The sequence below is a fragment of the Tolypothrix bouteillei VB521301 genome, assembly GCF_000760695.4.
Taxonomy (GTDB): Bacteria; Cyanobacteriota; Cyanobacteriia; order Cyanobacteriales; family Nostocaceae; genus Scytonema; species Scytonema bouteillei_A.
In genome coordinates, this window is the sequence record NZ_JHEG04000001.1 from 4,174,895 (window position 1) to 4,192,667 (window position 17,773).

The window sequence follows — 17,773 nt, forward strand, 5'->3', positions numbered from 1 at the left end:
GGGAACCCCGCCTGCAGGGCTGGTCTCACCAGTCCCCTACGGCGGGAAACCCGCCTGCAGGGCTGGTCTCACCAGTCCCCTACGGCCGGAAACCCGCCTACAGGGCTGGTCTCACCATTAGCTATTACAGCCAATTCCCAATTAAAACATAAGCTGACCAAAAGCTGGGTGTGTTAAAGTTGGGATGCTTCAACATTTGCAGCTGGGCGCGGCGGAGAGCTTCGGCTTTTGAGATGTTGGGATTTTTGAGTTCCCGGTAAAAAGCACCAACAAATTGGGCTGTTGATTCATCATCTATTTGCCATAAAGAAGCGACTGTACTGCGTGCGCCTGCTTTGATAGCAGCCCCAGCAAGACCGAGTGCTGCTCGGTTGTCTCCGGCGGCTGTTTTACAAGCACTTAAAACTAGTAGTTGTACTGCTTCTGGTCTGATATCATCCCGACTGCGAAGGATACTACCAAAATGAGCAACGTCAATTGGTCCATCGGAAGCCAAAATAAAGGTTTTATCAGCCCGCGAACTAAACTCACCATGGGTAGCTAGATGCACGATATTGAATGGAACATTACTGACCTTTTTTTCTAAAGCTTTGCTAGTAAATTCTCGATCTAGCAAGCTAGTGGTTGATACACCAGCTTGGGTAATTAAGCTTAATTCTGTTTTGATAGCTGGCAAACGTGAAAACCGACCGGAATATTCTGGCGGTGGTTCGGTTAGTCCCGCTGTCAGAGCGTTTAGATGCTGTCGCACAAGTGGTTTGGGTTCAAAAAGTTGTAAACCCACGCTGAGGGCAACGGCGTACTTTTCAACTAAGTACTGCTTACCATCATAAAGAACTGTTGGTGGTATGTTTCGCAAAGCTCCGTCTAATACAAAGACTAGGGTATTGACTCCACTTGCTTGTAATTCTGACTCTATAGGTTTGATTAACCAATTATAAACCTGTTGTGACTTTGTTTTGAATGCTTTAATCGCAGATGGTTTGACCAGATTTTGCCGCAACTCACTTAATGTTTTTTCCACTTCTGGTTGGGAAATTTGCTGACCGTAGACTCGCAAGGGTTGTTTGGGAATTTTTACGATGACTTGGAGTTTGTTTTCCAAAATAATTGGATAGAGAATAGCTGCGGTTGGATTATCTTGGTCTACAACTTTATCAATAGGTACTCTCTGTCCTTGCAAACAAGCTTCCCGAAAGAAGTTATCTAGTTCTGCCAACTGTAGTGCTTCTATGCGCTGACGTGCTTTCTCTAGAATTTTTCCATCGGGTTGTCCTTGCTGAGATTGCAGGAGCAATTCTACTGATTGCCTGTAGACAGGTTCTACACTGTCTCGAAAAGTAAATTGCACGTTTTGGTTAACGGCTACAAGATCGCTGCGGAGTGACTGAAGAGTGTCTACCGCAGCATCATAAGCAGCGATCGCTCCTTTAGTATCTCCTTGTGCTTTGAGCAATCTTCCCAACTGCCATTGCCATCGGTAAGTAATCTCTGGTGCATTGCTTGTTTGTGCTAGGAACAATGCTTGCTGGGTCAGCTTTTGCGACTCCGACCACTGCTTGGTTTGTTCGTATAAACTACCCAAACTGCCCAAAGCATAGGCTTCTGCACGTTTGTCCCCTAAATCGCGGGCTTGTTGGACGGCGGTGGCGAGATTCTCGCCAATTTTGGATTTTGGATTTTGGGTTTTGGATTGAGACTCTTGATTAATTTTGGATTGAGACTGTTGGGAATTCAAACTTGAAAATCTAAAATCTAAAATCGAAAGGCTTTGAGCAAAGTTAATTCGGGCGTAGATGGCAGCACGGCTCGGAGGAAGTTGGTCGAGTTGCGATTGAATTGAAGGTATTAAATTTTGGGCATTTGCAATTTGTTTGTCTTCTACAAATAGGTCTAAAAGATTGAGTTGTGCTTGAATTTTTGTGAGTGGTGAAGGGGCGACTTCAACTGTTTTTTGGTAATAAGCGATTGCTTGTGGTTTTTGCGGCAAAGCACGGGCATTGTTTCCCAAACTAAAAAGACTTGCACTAATTTCTTTTGCAGATTTAATGCGTTGGGCAACTTCCAAGCTTTGTTGTAAGGCAACATTGGATTTATCTAAATCGCCAACCAGTTGGAGAACATCACCAAGCGATCGCAAACCGACTGCTTTTTCTAAGGAATCTGGTTGCGATCGCAATGTTTCGTTAACTTGCACGAGTAAAGCCTCTGCACGACGATAAAATCCTTGGGTTCTGAGTGCTTGAGCTTGATTAATGCGCGATCGCACAACGCCATTTTTATCATTGGCTTGGTGGTAAACTTTTTCTGCATTTTGCCAAGTTACCAAAGCTTCCTCTAGTTGTCCCATCCCCAACTGCATGCGTCCTTCAATATCCAAGGTTTGTGCAAGAATTGGTAAATTTTGGATTTGAGATTTTGGATTTTGGCTGATTTTGTTTTCCGAATCTTGCTGCGTGTAACCAAGGATATCTAAACTACTTGCGATCGCTTGTTTTGCCTCATTCCATGCACCAAGTTGTTGGTAAGCAAGGGAAAGATTGCTTAAAGTAGCCGCACGACTGATTGCATCCCCTTGCTGCTGGTATTGTTGTGCTGCTTGCTGCAAAACTTGCACTGCTTCAGAATAGCGTCCGCCATCGTATAGTACTTTCCCCTGTTGCAGTAAAGCAATCGGGGAGGCAAGAGAGTGGGGAAGTGGAGGGGATGGGGGGAGTTTTGCGAAGACTGGTGAACTAAAAATACATAATATAGCTGTCACAACAGCTAGAAGAGAATAACGAGTTAAATTTAATTTTTTCATATAAAACTCCTATTTGATTTTTGAAACACAAGTAGGGTGGGTATTGCCAACCCAAAAATTTATACGATTGCCTGCCCACTCTATGAGAAGAGAATAACGAGTTAAATTCAATTTTTTCATTATATTTTGTTTAAGAGGAAGAAAATCTTGGAGGCGGAACCAGTCATATTATGTCTGGTTAAAGACTTATGATTAGGGCACATGGGGGACTGGGGAACGGGTTTTGCACGGAACCTTTAATCATCACTAATCAACCGGGCTTAATAGGATTCATTAAAAGGGATTAGCAATAATGGAAAAATATAAACCGTTTTCTTGCCAAGTGTCCTTATTTCCAGAAATTGAAATTAACGGAATACCCCACTCTATGCGTGCTGTCAGCCAGTTTTCTAATTGCAAGCGCAGCCCAAATCCAACAGAGGCGAGTGTATTTTCTTCTAGTTCGGCATCTGGGCTGGGTCTACCGGAACGGTTCCAAACAGTACCTACATCAAAGAAAGGCGTCACTTGTAAAACGCTACCACGCCGCGAAAACCGTACAATGGGAATGCGGACTTCAGCAGAAGCAAAGAAGCCATTATCTGTAAGCAGCGCATCTTGGCGGTAACCTCTAACACTTTCCAAGCCACCCAAGCCAAATTGCTCAAATGGAACTAGGGGTCGATCTGCAAATTGCAAATCTCCTCGTAAGAGAAAGAGAGTATCGGGTGCTAGCAGCCGCACCCACTGTGCTTGTCCTCTCCAAGCAAAGAAACTATTGGAATCGAAAGCATCAAGTCCCAAACTGAACTGAGAACGCACGGCAAATACCTGTTGGCTGCTGCGTTGAGTCCATTCTTGGAAAAAACGTAAGGCGGTTACTCGAGTTTCGCCCTCTTCATTTGCACCAAACGCTGGAAAGGGGATTTCCCCTTGATTGTCCGGGTTTAAGGTAGCTTCACTTTCCCGGCGAGTTGCTGTTAAACCTACAGCAAGTTCGCGAGTTGGAGTTTGGATTACGGGTTGTCGTAGGGTTAATTCGTAATAACGGGAATTGGATTGAATGTCAAGGATATTAAAAGGTTCTTCTATGACGTTGCTATCAGAAATACCAAAATTGAACGAAATAGTTCCATTCCGAGCATTGATAGGAAAAGTATAACCAAAGTCAAAGGCATTACTGCCATCAGTATTGGTATAGATAGCGCTAATGCTATCACCAAATCCCAAAAGATTGGCTTCGCTGACTTGAATTTGACGGCGAAAACTACCAACAGCCGGAGAGCGTCCGTTATCTAAAACTAACTGAACGTTAAAGGTGTCTGCTTCCTTCACCCGTACTTCTAACAAACTCACTCCCGGACGCGAACCTGCTGATAATTCTGCTGACAAATTATCAATGAGAGGATTGAGTTGTAACAATTGTAGTGCTTGAAGCAAGCGATCGCGATTGAGGGGTTTTTTTGTAGCAATAGCAAGTCGGCTTCGCACGTAGCCCGGTCTCAATCTGCGGGTACCCGTTACTTTGATGTCTTCTAAGGAACCTTCTACGACCCGTATTTCTACGACCCCATCTTGAAGCTTTTGAGTGGGAATGTAAGCTCCTGATGTTATATAACCTTTTTTAACATAAAGTTCAGTAATCGCCGCACGTGCTTGGAAGAGTTCTGCTAGGGTTATGGGTCTATTTATATAGTCTTTGAGAACTTCTGCAAATTCTTTTTGACTAAAGACTGTGCTACCTGTTACTTTAAATTCTTTAACACTAATGGTTTGGGGAACATCTCCTGGAGTGGTGTCGGGAGTTCTCGGTGTGGTTTCCGGTGGGAGTAACTGTTCAGGGGGCGGTAGGCGGAAAGGTGGTTCTGGTGCTGGTTCTGGAGGTGGGGGTTCTGGTATAGGTTGAGTGGAAGGGGGTTCGATGTCTCGTGGGTCGATTGGTTGTACATTAATGGGTCTTTGAGGTTCTCGTGGAAGGGGAACTTGGGCAGAAACACTGGGAGTGAGATTTTGGGTTTGTGCTGAATTAGCAACCTGCGCTTGTACAGATTTTATTAACAAAGTGCAAGAAATTGCCACTGAACTTAAGCAACAGCAATACTGATAGATGCTTAATCTTTGGCGGAAGTTACGGGGCATGACACAATAGTGATAGGGGAACAGAAGATTCACGCGGTGGTGCTTGAGCAACAAGGATAACATTGCCGTTTTTATCGACAATCCACCCCTGTGCTTCGACAATTTTATGGGAATCAGAGTTTTTAAGAAAGGAATTGTGACGATTGTTGCTTGTTTGTAAAGATTCCTTTGAACTTAAGGGATTTCCCATAGCTGGGTCGAGAGCGATCCAGTTTGCGATCGTTGCTTCTTGTGTCAGTGGTTCTGTGGGGCTCGGCGCTACCCCTCCGCGTCCGATGGTAGTAAAAGAACTGCGTGCTTGTCTGTTTCCTGGGGTGCAACCTGTAGCAACTTTTTGAGATGCATCAACTAAGTTAACAGGTAGGGGAACTAACTCAAGGGGTTCTGTATCGGGTGTGTTAACACTTGTGTCACCGTTGAAATTTGGGTTTGTTTGGGAAATGGCGGTGATATCGTTTGTTGAAAGCAAATTGGGGTTAATTTCACTTGCGTTTTTGGGATTGAGTAGCTTAACCAAATCTTGGCGATTGCGCTGCACCATACCATACATACCCGCAGCGGTTATGTTGATTTTTCCCCCACTCCCGCTATAGGCATTGGCGGTGATGTCGCTATTTTCGCCAGGGACAGCTACAATAAAGCCATCTTTTGCATTGATATTAATATTGCCACCATCACCACCTTGTTCAGCAGTACCCGCACTTGTAGAGATTTGACTGCCATTACGCAGGAGTAGCAATTTTTGCACTTGCAGAACGATATCGCCACCATCACCGGATGCTGTTTCGGCGTTGAATTTACCTTGATTATCTAGAAAGATATTATTAGCTTGAATTTGGAGATTGCCCGCACCTTTAGCGTTGCTGGTAGGATTAAGACTGCTGACTGCCACTTGCGCCCCATCCCGAACCGTCAAATTGCCAGTTTGAATACTCACATTCCCTCCCTTACCAGTGGCTTCAGGAAATCCGACAAAGCCCGATCCGGTTACGCCTCCGGAAGCAGCAAGTATACTCGTAGGAAACAGTCCTCCCTTTGCAGTGCCAGTAACTTCTATGGAATCGGAAGCAAGAATAATCAGATTTCCTGCGTCACCTCTGCCTAAGGTAGAAGTTTGCACAATAGCACCATCTCGCAGGCTTAAACGCTGGGTTTCAATGGTTAAGTTTGCTGCATTGCCAGTTGAGTTGCGATCGGCACTAGCGAATAAACCACTGGGAATGACAGGATTTGTGTCAGTTGCAATGACTTGACCATCTCGAGTGAGGGCAATACCAGCCAATTCCACAGTGGAAGCTTTTGCCAACAGGTTTCCTGCCGAGCCACTATTAAATGAAATAGTGCTAATTTGGGCACCATTAAGGACACGCAATTGACCTGTCTCAAGCTTTAACTGTCCAGCAGTTCCGCCCCCATCTGTTTGAGTAAGTAATCCACTGCTCCTACCGCTGTTTTTGTTAATTCTAGAGGTACCTATTGCAGTTATAGAATCTGAAGCATTTATTGTTAAGTTACCTCCTTGACCAGACCCAGCAGTGGAGGAAAAGATTTGTCCTCCCTGTTGAAGAAGCAATTGCTGAGTGTTTATTATTACGCTGCCAGCATGACCAAGTCCCTGAGTTGCAGCCGATATACTACTAACAGCATCACGACGAGTACTGACAAAGCCGCTCACTTCTATGGTAGTGGCATTGACAGTTACGTTTCCACCTTGTCCCTGACCAAATGTGCTGGAAGATATCCGCGCGCCATCCCGAATAATTAACTGCTTGCTAGTAAGTGCCAAATTATTTCCAAATCCTCCAGAGTCTTCTGCAACCTCACTAAACAAGGCACTGGAAAAAGTACCGTCATCTGAAGTACCTATTAACTCTACAGCTTCTGTTGCAGTTACACTCAACATCCCTCCTTTGCCCTCGGCAAAAGCAACAGATACAATTTGCGACCCACCTTGAACCCTTAAGTTCTTAGACATGACTGCAACATCACCACCTTCATTACCACTCACATCTACTGTTGCCTCTTGAGCAAGACTGATATCTCCAAAGTTTTGTATTTTTTCATAACCCAAAGCAAAACTTGTAGCTGTTGGAGTGAAGCTAACTAAGCCAGAACTGGCAACACTCCCTAATTCGATACGACCATCAGGTGCTGTTAAGTAACCTCCTGGCAACTCTACCTCCCCACCCACAAGTGCTAATGTTTTCCCTGTCTGTACGACGAGACCAACAGGGACACCATTAGCATCCTCAGCCTGTGACTGATTGACAATAGAAGCTGGATTATTACCAAACTGTAAGCCAAAAGGCACGCTGACTGTTAGCAAAGGTAGAGCGTTTTCTGGGTTAACTGCACTGAACTCACTGCCATCTGTAAATTTGATGCTATTGGCTGTACTACTGACAAACGATCCACCAAGATTGAGCGACGCTTTGGGGCCAAAAATAATGCCATTGGGATTGAGAAGAAACAGGTTAGCAGAACTAGGATTACCATCCGTTTGTAAGACTTCAATTAAACCGTTGATGTTAGATACAGACGAGCCAGTTACACGAGAAATAATATTGGCAATCCCCGGAGCGTGACGAAAAGAAGCAGTGTTACCAGTAAGGATAGAAAACTGTTTAAAGCTGTGAAATAAATTGCTTCCTGCCTGTGTACCGCCCGTAATAATCTCGACTGTACCATTTTGTGTAACAACAGAGGAATTGGGCAGAGTTACATCCTCAACAACTTGTGCTTGTGTTCGGGATGTTGCTGCTAAGTAGAAGATACACAGACTGCTAGAAACGCAAAACACAAAACGAAAAAATATCATGGTTTTAGCTTGATACTTTGCCTTTGGGCAAGGGCGATGTCACGAATCTGTAGATTTACGGTGATGGTGAGCTAATGCATTTTTCAATTGCATAACATGGGCAGGGTACTCACCCCACAAGAGCTACATCTCAATGCAATATGCCAGTTCAATGAAGGGCAGCACAGTAGTCGATCGAGAGCCTGCTTTTAAAAGATAATGTCACTACTAGCAATGAAACTAGTCCCTGGTTTGAGAGAAGCAAACTGAATGGCCGCCACGCTATCAAAAGGAGAAGCATCAAAAGATAATGCTCCAGTGCTACTGTTGTAAATAAATTGATTAGTAGAGATAGCGCCGAAACCAGAGAAAATTTGTATTTTATCGCCCTCACTCCTATTGAAATCTTGAATGATATCAATACCTTCAAACTTGGAATTGAAGACGAACTTATCTGCACCAATTCCACCTGTTAGGGTGTTATTTCCTGCTCCTCCAATTAACGTATCATTACCACTTCCACCGTTCAGGGTATCGTTTCCTTCTAACCCTGTTAAGATGTTATCGCCTCCATTACCAGTAATAGTGTTATTCAGATTGTTGCCAGTACCATTGAGGTTGCTCTTGTCACTATCTGCAAAGCCATCAGCATATTGATTAAGATTTAGGTTATCTAGTCCCGACCCCAGTGTCCAAGAAATCTTTGCTTTGACAGTCTCTATTCCAGTACCTGGTGAGTCAATAATTTTGTCGTTCAGGTCGTCAACAATGTAGATATCATTACCTGTACCGCCCTCTAAGGTATCAGCACCCCATCCACCATCTAGTATGTCGTTACCGTCTCCTCCAACTAAAGTGTCATCACCACTACTGCCATCTAATTTGTCGTCTCCTTCTGCCCCATTCAAGTAATTGTTTTTATCATTCCCCTCAATTTTGTTATTGAGATTGTTACCAATCCCCTTGATAGCAGAGCCAATAAGATTTAGATTATCCAGCCCTGAACTTAGTGTCCAGTCAACAGAAGCTTGAACTGTCTCTATTCCAGTACCTGGTGAATCAATAATTTTGTCGCCTGTATTATCAACCACGTAAATATCATTACCTGTACCTCCCTGTAAGGTATCAGCGCCGAACCCGCCATCTAAATAATCATTTCCATCTCCACCAATTAGGTAATCGTTACCGGATTCGCCATATATTTTATCGTTGTCAGCTCCACCATCTAGAGTATCATTGCCATCACCGCCAAACAGCGCATCTTTGCCTTCCTGTCCTCGGATTATATCGTTGCCCTGTTGACCAAGGACGATATCGTCCCCTTGACCCGCATCTACAGTATCGTCTCCAGCTCCAGCATAAACCGTGTCATCACTGGTGTCGTTATTATTTACACCTTTTAAATTAATTGTGTTATTCTGACTATCTCCTTGTGTCTTCCGGCTTGGCTTCTCATCATCTAGAATGACAACGTAAGCGGTCTGAATTGAAGATTTTGTTGTTAGTCCTATCCCAAAACCTTTGTCATTGGATAATTGTGCCGATCCATCAGCAGATAAAGGAATTCCATCCGCTTCTTTAAATTCGTAGATTTCTTGGCTAAAACCAGAAGCAGGATTGGTTGGTTCATTAATTGTCAATAAAAAGATATTGTCCCCATCATTTTTTTGGTCGTTGTATATCTTGATAGGAACATTCGCGTTACCACTGCTATCGAGCTCAATATTGTCGGAATCAAAAGGAATTTCAAAATCTGCGGGAGCACCTGGTCCTGGATTCCCTTCCTTACCCCATATTTCATCCCTGTTTATTCTTGGCATAACTTCTCACTCCTTGAAGTATGTAAAAGAGATGTGTTTATGTATTCAATGTGAATTGACTTCTTTATTTACCGACAGTTGTTACAGACCTTTACTTACTAACAACACGGAAGTTGATTTCCAACCCACTATCATGATTTACATTAATATGTTTCTGCTCTTGCACAGCCTCTAAGAGGTTGTTTGAAAAGTGGTTCGCTGTGTTTTTAAGCACCTATCGCTCCCCCCCAGATCCCCTTTTAAAGGATATCCATTACCCGGATCTTTCTCAACATTTACCAGAGTAATCACTCTCGTTTTTTCTAACCCTGATTCGTTCGTTGTTCATTCTCAATAAAAATGTAATTTTTGCGAGAAGAATAAGTGCCATTTTGGCAAGCCCGGTGAAAATCTCAGCGTCCAGAATGGATTGTAGGCAGGGTTTTCAGGATTGTAAAGAAAGATGTGACTAATGCATAGCTTTTAAGGGAGGGGGAAAAGACCTCTTGAAGCCCCCAATTTATGGGGAGATTTAGGGGGATATAAACATTTTGCTACCAACAAGAGGCCTTTTAAAACATCCTCTAAGAGAGTTGGTATCCTTGCTTAATAGGTAGATACCATACATATAGAGAGTTTTGCTTTCAGAAGTGTAGTAGATGGCCATTTTGATTACCCTTAAAACTTTATCTGGCGTTAGGCTGAGGTTCAGTGTGAATGATGCAGTATGTTATTCTGCGCTCGACTATAGAGTTATCTGCGAGAGGTGAGGAAGTTACGCAAATTTTTACACTTCTTTACAAGAAAATTTGCTTACGATCGCAACAATTGACTTACGACTACTTACGATCGCACTCTGCGATCGCACTCTCTTATGACTCTGAGAAGATAAAAATACTATTCGTCGAAATCATTACCACAGGCGAGCGCACCAATTCAATGAAAAGGAAAATACTGCTCCTTGGGGAGAAACGCTATCATCAACTAACATGAAAGAATATCTTGCTGTTACCAGGCTTCGCAAGCAAATTTATTGCCGTTGGCGCAAGCGAAGCTATAGCGCTTGCTTAACGCTGGTTGATAGAAGCTTTGCATTTCTACTACACTTTGATAACACGGGAAGCGAGTAGCCCCGAAGTATGAGTATCAAGAAATTAATTTCTTGATACTCATACGGCATTCATGTCGGGGAGAGGCTCAAGTAGCCCACTATGGAATGAAACTGATAAAAAAACAGGTGGAAGATAATGCCCATCGCAGCTTAATCTTTCCACCTTATGATTACCGAACACAACTAAGCAGTTAAAATTAACGCTTCTCAGTTCCCTGATTGCCAGCACCTTCAGTAATTTGGTCGCTGTCTCCAGATTCAGGAACCGCAGAGGGCTTACCTTTGCTTTGCACATCCATACCAGTGTGGCGTGCTTCTTCATCAATAGGAGTTTGGTATCCACCAGAAGCTTCTGGTACTTGAGCGTCGTTTTTTACTTTTTCATTCTCTGGATTAGCCATAACGTGACTCCGATTTATTTAACGTTGGCACTATTCTATGAAGCTTGGCAGTGCAAATTCTTCTGTCTCAGATGTCATTTTTGTCGGTTATTTTATCTGTCTATGGGATTAATTTTAACTTGGCTGCGAGATTTTTCTCTAAAGCTTAGGCTGTCAACCGTATTTATACTAATGTGAAAAGTTAAATTATTAACATTATTGTAATTGCGATCGCAATCACCAGTGATTTATAGATACATATAAAAACATATATAGCAGTCCTAAATGAAATATAAGAATAAGAGTGAAGACTGCTAATAGCTCATAGCTAATAGCTAATAGCTAATTGCTTTTTGACCATTAGCAATTAGCTATTAGCAATCCAAATTTTTTACAAATGATTTAGGATTGCTATATATATAAAGTAAGTATTTTAAGAAAGACAGTTTTAGCAATGCGAATTTTACTAGTTGAAGATGATGAAGTTTTAGTAAATATTTTATTGCAGTGTCTAACAAAACAACTTTATGTAGTAGATACAGCAAAAGATGGAAGAATTGGTTGGGAGTACGCAGTCGGCGCAAATTATGACCTCATCTTAATGGATGTAGAATTACCAAAGCTAGACGGTATCTCTTTATGTCAGAAACTGCGTTCTCAAGGTTGTTTGACACCAATTTTGTTAATGACAGCGAGAGAAGCAAGCAGCGATCGCATTCGCGGATTAGACGCAGGTGCGGATGATTATCTCATCAAACCCTTAAATTTAGAGGAACTCCAAGCAAGAGTCAGAGCGCTATTACGTCGGGGAGAAGTTCCTCATACCCCAGTACTAGAAGTAGGAGTCTTACAGCTCAATCCAAGTAGTTGTCAGGTAACCTATGCTGGAAAAGAACTCGTACTCACACCTAAAGAATACAGCTTGCTAGAGCTATTTATGCGAAATCCTTCGCGAGTCTTCAGTCGGGGAAACATTATCGAACATCTCTGGACTTTTGACGATCCTCCACAAGAAGAAACCGTCAAATCCCATATCAAAGGTTTGCGACAAAAACTAAAAGTAGCTGGAGCAGTTGATTGGATTGAAAACGTTTACGGCTTGGGCTATCGCATCAATCCAAAGGTTGTGGGGGGGGTAGAGGGGATAGGGGAGATGGGGGAGACAAGGGAGACAGGGGAGACAGAGATTGCGGTTCCTTGCTCCTTATCTCCTTCCGTCGAACAGCAATTTAACGAAGCAATGGGCGGTTTGTGGAAGCAGTATGAAGGGCTGATGGTGGAAAGGATGGAAGTTTTGCAGAAAGCCGCAGTTGCTGTTGCAGGTGGAACGCTTACAGTTGAGTTACACCAGTCAGCACAACAACAAGCCCACAAGCTTGCAGGTGTTCTGGGAATGTTTGAGCTAGAAACTGGTACTCAAATCGCAAGGCAAATTGAGGAATTGTTGGCGGAAAATAGTGAGTTGCTTTCACCCCAAAAACATCAACTGCGATCGCTCATCCAGCAGTTAACAGACTTATTAAATCTCAACCAACAACCCATCTCTCCTGTCTCTTCAATCCCCAATTCCCAATCTCCAAATCGCCTTCTACTCATCGACCCCAATACAAAATTTGGTTTGGAGTTACAACAACTAGCACAATCTGTAGGGATGGGATGGCAACAAGTAACAACTCTTAAGGAAGCGAAAACTTGGTTGCAGACAACATCACCAGACTTAGTAGTTCTCAGTATTGAGGAAGTAGGATGGCGGGATGAGAGTTTGGCATTGTTGCTAGACTTGGCAAAGCGAACTCCTCCCATACCATTTGTTGTACTTGCGACAGTAGATGCTTTAGTGGATAGAGTGACAGCAGCGCGTTCTGGAGCGCGAGGATTTTTAGTAAAACCAGTGACAGCAGAGCGAGTTTGGGATATCTCGTATCAAATATTACAACAGCATCAGTCTCAGGGGACAAATCTACTGGTTGTTGATGACGATCCAGTCATTCTAGCAACACTGCGTTCCATGCTGGAACCTTGGGGTATTTGGATGACCGGGTTAGAGAACCCACTTGATTTTTGGGAAGTGTTGCAAGCAACAAACCCCGATCTCCTGATATTAGATGTAGAGATGCCACATTTAAATGGTATAGAACTTTGCCAAGCTGTTCGCACTGACCTGAATTGGCAAGGATTACCAATTTTATTTTTAACGGCTCATCGAGATTTAGAAACGGTGCAACAAGTGTTTGCGGCTGGAGCAGATGATTATGTGGTTAAACCTGTTGTGGGTGCAGAACTTATGGCTAGAATTACCAATCGCCTGGAACGCGCTCGCCTGCTTCAGTCTTTTTCAAGCAAAGATCCGCTGACCGGGCTGGCAAATCAATTTCAGTCTAGCCGCGATCTCAATAACCTGATCGATCGCGCAAGAGTTAATTGCCATCTTGTTTGTCTGGTGTTACTGAGTGTAACAGAATTACATCAAATTAATATCCAGTACGGTCATGAAGCCGGAAACCAGGTAATACAACGGTGGAGCCGCTATTTACAATCTGCATTTCGAGGTGGCGAAGCGATCGGTTATTGGGGTCATGGAGAATTTGTAGTGGGGATATCTGGAATGACAAAAGAAGAAGCTAGCGATCGCCTCTGTGACATTTTGACAGATCTTCGCCAGCAAATATTTATAACACCAGAGGGAATTCGCTACCAAGCTATCTGCCATTTTGCGGTTGTTGAGTATCCTAATGATGGATTGACAGTGCGATCGCTTTATCAAGTTGCTAGTTTGAAAATAGGGGTTAGGAGCTAGGAAAGACTTGGAAGTTGATGCTGAAAAATTAATTCAATTCATTGAGAAAATTCCTCACACCCATCTTGCTTTAAAAAAAGAATTAACACGGTTGTGCATAACTTCTATTTTGACAAAATTCTGAAACTAGCGGCAGAGGTCAATCAAAAATACTGTTTTACCACCAACTGCATTGTGTTGTAGTATACGGCAGAACCGTATTGGGAACTACATTTTTTTGACCTTTAAATTCCCTTCCGTAATAACCGTCATCAAAACCGCGTGCAAATTCACCCCCAGCAGTACGAGATTTATACGCATTGCCTTTTCTAGAACTTTGTTGTCCTTGGCGGTATCCATCAGCATAAGCTTGAGGATGATAAGCGGGATCTTCGTCTACTTGCCATTGAGTGACAGGGTAGCAGTAGCTGATTGATTCTCTGTACCTGGGATAGCGATGATAACGGTAATAGCGTCCGTGGTCTGCTTCAGCCGCTTCATTGTTCAGTAAAAATCCAGTTGTAGTGGCTAAAGTTAATAGACTGGCAATAATAATTTTTTTCATTCTGACCTCCGTTGGAAGCCCTACGAGCACCAAACACAAAGTAAAGGGAGGAGTTTACAACTTTAAAGAACTCTCCTTATTTTTAAGATAGCGCTTATAGTTGTTCTGTAACATCACCTAAAAGTGTGGCTGGTTGGGTTTTATAGTAGTGAAATCCCCCTAAAGTTAAGGGAAGGATTTGAGAGAGTTTAAGACTTGTGACAGTGTATTCCGCATAATAAGTAAGTTTAGGCTGATGGTATATTTATAAGACTGAGGAAACAACTATGCCTGGTGGTCATGCCAATCACAAAGGAAGTGCTGATAAACCTAACGTTAATGCAAACGGTCAAATTAACTTATCAGCAGCCGATAAATCATCAGATCCTGAAGATATTTTGCAAGAAGGCGTTTTAACAACTGAGACAATCAGAACTGACGAATTTGTTGATTATCCTCCTGCTCTTGAGCGCCCCGATCGGAAACCTCAAAAAGACGAAGAGTAAACGCGATCGTGTACTGGAACTGCAAGAGCCCCGGCTTCTTTTAGGAGAAGTCGGGGATTTGAGCAACCGGAACATCATAATTTGGAAAAAATATCGGGCGATTGGAAATCACGGCTATACAAACTAAGCCCATGTAGGTGAACTTAGTTTGTATAGCTTTAGAATAGAATTCTGGAGGCAAATTACTGCACCAAAGTTAACTTTATCTGATGGAAAAGTATCCTAACAGCAATTTTAAGCTACTTTATTACTGAGAATCCTTAGTTTGAGTAGGTCATTGGCTGTCATGCTGCCATAAACATAAAATGTGTCCATCAGGTGCTACAAATCAAGAAAAAAAGCAAGACCTTTTCCTAGTATGCGGGCTCAAAGGTTTAGGGCAACATTGTGTCGCAGTCCTCAAAAAGTATGATGTTAAAGTCAGCGCCATTGACGATATAGAGCCCGAACATTGGGAAGTCTCAGAACTATCCAGCTTGCTGGAAAACTTGATCGTAGGAGACTGTCGCCAGCCAAGTGTTTTAGAGCAGGCAGGTATACGTCAGTGCCGTTCTATACTTTTAGTAACAAGAGATGAGCGGATGAATATAGAAGCTGCGTTTGCAGCACGGCGTATCAATCCGCAAGTTCGCCTGATTGTACGTTCTGACAAACAAAATTTTAACGAGCTCTTGTATGAAAATTTAGGAAATTTTGTTGCCTTTGAGCCTACCCATCTTTCGGCTCATGCCTTCGCTCTGACAGCCCTTGGATCTGAAGCTATTGGATATTTTACGGTTGAAGGGCAACTGTTGCGAGTTATAGAACATCAAGTAAAACCACAGGATAGCTGGTGCAAGGGCAAACCAGTCTATAGACTTAATTTAACAACTCGCTGTATCTTGAGTCACACACCCGTTTCATCTCACCCACCGAAACAATTTTATGACTGGAATCCAGAAGCAGAAGTACAGGTAGGAGACACACTGGTTTATATTGATGTTGCAAGCGAACTGACTTTATTTGAGCAACATACAACAAGATCTCGCAACCTTTGGTGGCAGTGGCAACATTTTCTCCAAGGCATCACGGCGAAGAATCTCAGGCAGAAAATCGTGCGATTTTGGCAATCTTACTACCAAAGTCAAAATCAAATCCGGCGAATTGCGACAATCTATGCAATTACCGTATTAGTCTTGTGGCTTGTTGGCATAATTCTTTACTGCTTGTATTATCCTCACATCACCCTCCAAGAAGCGTTTTATGCAACAGCCGTCTTACTTTTAGGAGGATACGGAGATTTATTTGGCAGTGTTAAGTTTGTATCTCAATTACAGGAATCAGATTCTATACCTTGGTGGTTGCGGTTGTTCAGTTTGGGATTGACGCTAACAGGTCAAGCTTTCGTAGGAGTCCTGTATGCACTGCTGACTGATGCTCTTGTGACTTCAAGATTCCAGTTTTTTAATTCCGCTCCTCCCATCCCACAACGCAACCATGTAGTGCTCATTGGCTTAAATTGTCTGGGACAGAGAGTGGCTGCTCTTTTGCAAGAACTCAACCAGCCGCTAGTGGGGATTCATCCCATCGCCCACGACAAACATATTTTACCAAAAAACTGGGTTTAAAGCCCCGTCCTTCAAGGACGGCTTTACATTATTTTATCTAGCAATATAGCAGATAAAATATGTTATAATCAGGACATGATAGTAAGAGAAGCCAAGCTAAAAAACGGAACCAAAGAGCAATACTTAGCCCTTGATGAGGCTATCAGAACAACGCAGTTTATTAGAAATAAAGCTGTACGGTTTTGGATGGACAATAAAGGAGTTAGTAAAGCTATTTTGTACAACTTATGCAAAGATTTGGCAGCAGAGTTTCCTTTCGCAAAGAAGTTAAACTCTGCTGCTAGACAAGCTAGTGCTGAACGGGCTTGGGCTGCTATCTCTACGTTTTATTCACGATGCAAAAAAGGTTCGGGGAAGAAAGGCTATCCAAAATTCAAAAAACATTGCCGCTCGGTAGAGTACAAAGTTTCGGGATGGAAGTTATCAAGTGATTGTAAATCAATCACCTTCACTGACGGCTTTGAGGCTGGAACTTTTTCTATATTTTGCAACAATGAAACTCAAGAAGACTTGCACAGATTAAAGATTAATCGGGTGCGAGTAATTAGAAAAGCAGACGGTTATTATGCTCAGTTTTGCTTTGATGCTGACCGCAAGGAAACAGGAAAATATACGGGTAACGTTGTTGGGTTAGATTTGGGGTTAAAGTTTTTCACCAAAGATCAACACGATAATGCCGTGATATATCCACAATTCTTGCGTTCGTCAGAAAAGCGATTAAAGAAAGCCCAACGCCGTCTGAGTAAGAAATTCGTCAAGGGTGCTAAACCCCAATCAAAAAACTATCACAGACAAAGGAAAAGACTGGGTAAAATCCATCTAAAAATTCAGAGGCAGCGTCAAGACTGGGCAATTAAGCAAGCTCGGTGCGTAGTCCACTCTAACGATGTGGTTGTCTATGAAGATTTAAAGATTGCCAATATGGTAAAAAATCATCAATTGGCTAAGTCCATTTCTGATGCTGGTTGGTATCAATTCACTCAATGGCTAGACTATTATGGCAAGATTTGGGACAAAGCAGTTGTGGCGGTGTCACCTAACTACACATCACAAGATTGTTCTAATTGCGGTCATAGAGTGAAAAAATCTCTCAGTACCAGAACGCATTCCTGTCCTAAGTGCAAAATTGAACTATGCCGAGATACCAATGCGGCTCTGAACATTTTGCAAAAAGGAATGAAGATACTCGGTACTGAGTGGCAACTAAACGGTACTTCTGGGCAAGAAGAATCCGCCTCTTGCGAGGGAAAGCATGGGGAGAAGACCGCCTCTACTATTGAAGGGAAACTCGATATAGCAAGTGGACTTCTGTGAACCATGAACTAGAATCAC

Annotated in this window: 11 protein-coding genes; 5 read left to right on the forward strand and 6 right to left on the reverse strand. The window is 42.8% G+C overall.

Going from position 1 to position 17,773, the window contains the following annotated elements:
• Window positions 1-124 precede the first annotated feature (124 nt).
• The 4 genes from HC643_RS16615 to HC643_RS16630 form a co-directional block, all read right to left on the reverse strand.
• Window positions 125-2,803 (reverse strand): CHAT domain-containing protein, encoded by a 2,679-nt coding sequence (locus HC643_RS16615; RefSeq protein WP_202048625.1) that lies wholly within the window; start codon window positions 2,801-2,803, stop codon window positions 125-127.
• Window positions 2,804-3,076: 273 nt separating this feature from the next.
• Window positions 3,077-4,921, reverse strand: coding sequence for a ShlB/FhaC/HecB family hemolysin secretion/activation protein (locus HC643_RS16620; protein WP_038092534.1), 1,845 nt, complete (start codon window positions 4,919-4,921; stop codon window positions 3,077-3,079).
• Window positions 4,911-7,739: a two-partner secretion domain-containing protein gene (locus tag HC643_RS16625; RefSeq protein WP_038092531.1), complete on the reverse strand. Its 2,829-nt coding sequence runs from the start codon at window positions 7,737-7,739 to the stop codon at window positions 4,911-4,913. The genes HC643_RS16620 and HC643_RS16625 overlap by 11 nt, the downstream gene beginning before the upstream one ends.
• 188 nt (window positions 7,740-7,927) lie before the next feature.
• On the reverse strand, window positions 7,928-9,538 hold the full coding sequence (locus tag HC643_RS16630) for a calcium-binding protein (protein ID WP_050045879.1): 1,611 nt from the start codon (window positions 9,536-9,538) through the stop codon (window positions 7,928-7,930).
• A gap of 696 nt (window positions 9,539-10,234) precedes the next feature.
• On the opposite strand from HC643_RS16630, the gene HC643_RS16635 reads away from it, so the two are divergent.
• The gene (locus tag HC643_RS16635; protein ID WP_038092527.1) at window positions 10,235-10,510 is read left to right on the forward strand and encodes a hypothetical protein; all 276 of its coding nucleotides are present in this window, start codon (window positions 10,235-10,237) and stop codon (window positions 10,508-10,510) included.
• A gap of 315 nt (window positions 10,511-10,825) precedes the next feature.
• Here the strand turns inward: HC643_RS16635 and HC643_RS16640 are convergent, their stop codons facing one another.
• Entirely contained in the window at window positions 10,826-11,029 is a 204-nt protein-coding gene (locus HC643_RS16640; protein WP_038092524.1) for a hypothetical protein, read from the reverse strand.
• 433 nt (window positions 11,030-11,462) lie between these two features.
• On the opposite strand from HC643_RS16640, the gene HC643_RS16645 reads away from it, so the two are divergent.
• Entirely contained in the window at window positions 11,463-13,805 is a 2,343-nt protein-coding gene (locus tag HC643_RS16645; RefSeq protein ID WP_038092521.1) for a response regulator, read from the forward strand.
• 157 nt (window positions 13,806-13,962) lie between these two features.
• On the opposite strand, the gene HC643_RS16650 is transcribed toward HC643_RS16645, so the two are convergent.
• Entirely contained in the window at window positions 13,963-14,349 is a 387-nt protein-coding gene (locus tag HC643_RS16650) for a hypothetical protein (RefSeq protein ID WP_038092517.1), read from the reverse strand.
• Window positions 14,350-14,615: 266 nt separating this feature from the next.
• On the opposite strand from HC643_RS16650, the gene HC643_RS16655 reads away from it, so the two are divergent.
• The 3 genes from HC643_RS16655 (at window position 14,616) to HC643_RS16665 (ending at window position 17,755) form a co-directional block, all read left to right on the forward strand.
• Window positions 14,616-14,834 carry a hypothetical protein gene (locus HC643_RS16655; protein WP_038092512.1) on the forward strand — a complete coding sequence of 73 codons (219 nt, stop codon included), beginning with the start codon at window positions 14,616-14,618 and terminating at the stop codon, window positions 14,832-14,834.
• 305 nt (window positions 14,835-15,139) lie between these two features.
• Window positions 15,140-16,441, forward strand: a complete 1,302-nt coding sequence (locus tag HC643_RS16660) for an NAD-binding protein (protein ID WP_237265894.1) — start codon at window positions 15,140-15,142, stop codon at window positions 16,439-16,441.
• 75 nt (window positions 16,442-16,516) lie between these two features.
• Entirely contained in the window at window positions 16,517-17,755 is a 1,239-nt protein-coding gene (locus HC643_RS16665; RefSeq protein ID WP_050045131.1) for an RNA-guided endonuclease InsQ/TnpB family protein, read from the forward strand.
• The last annotated feature ends 18 nt before the right edge of the window (window positions 17,756-17,773 follow it).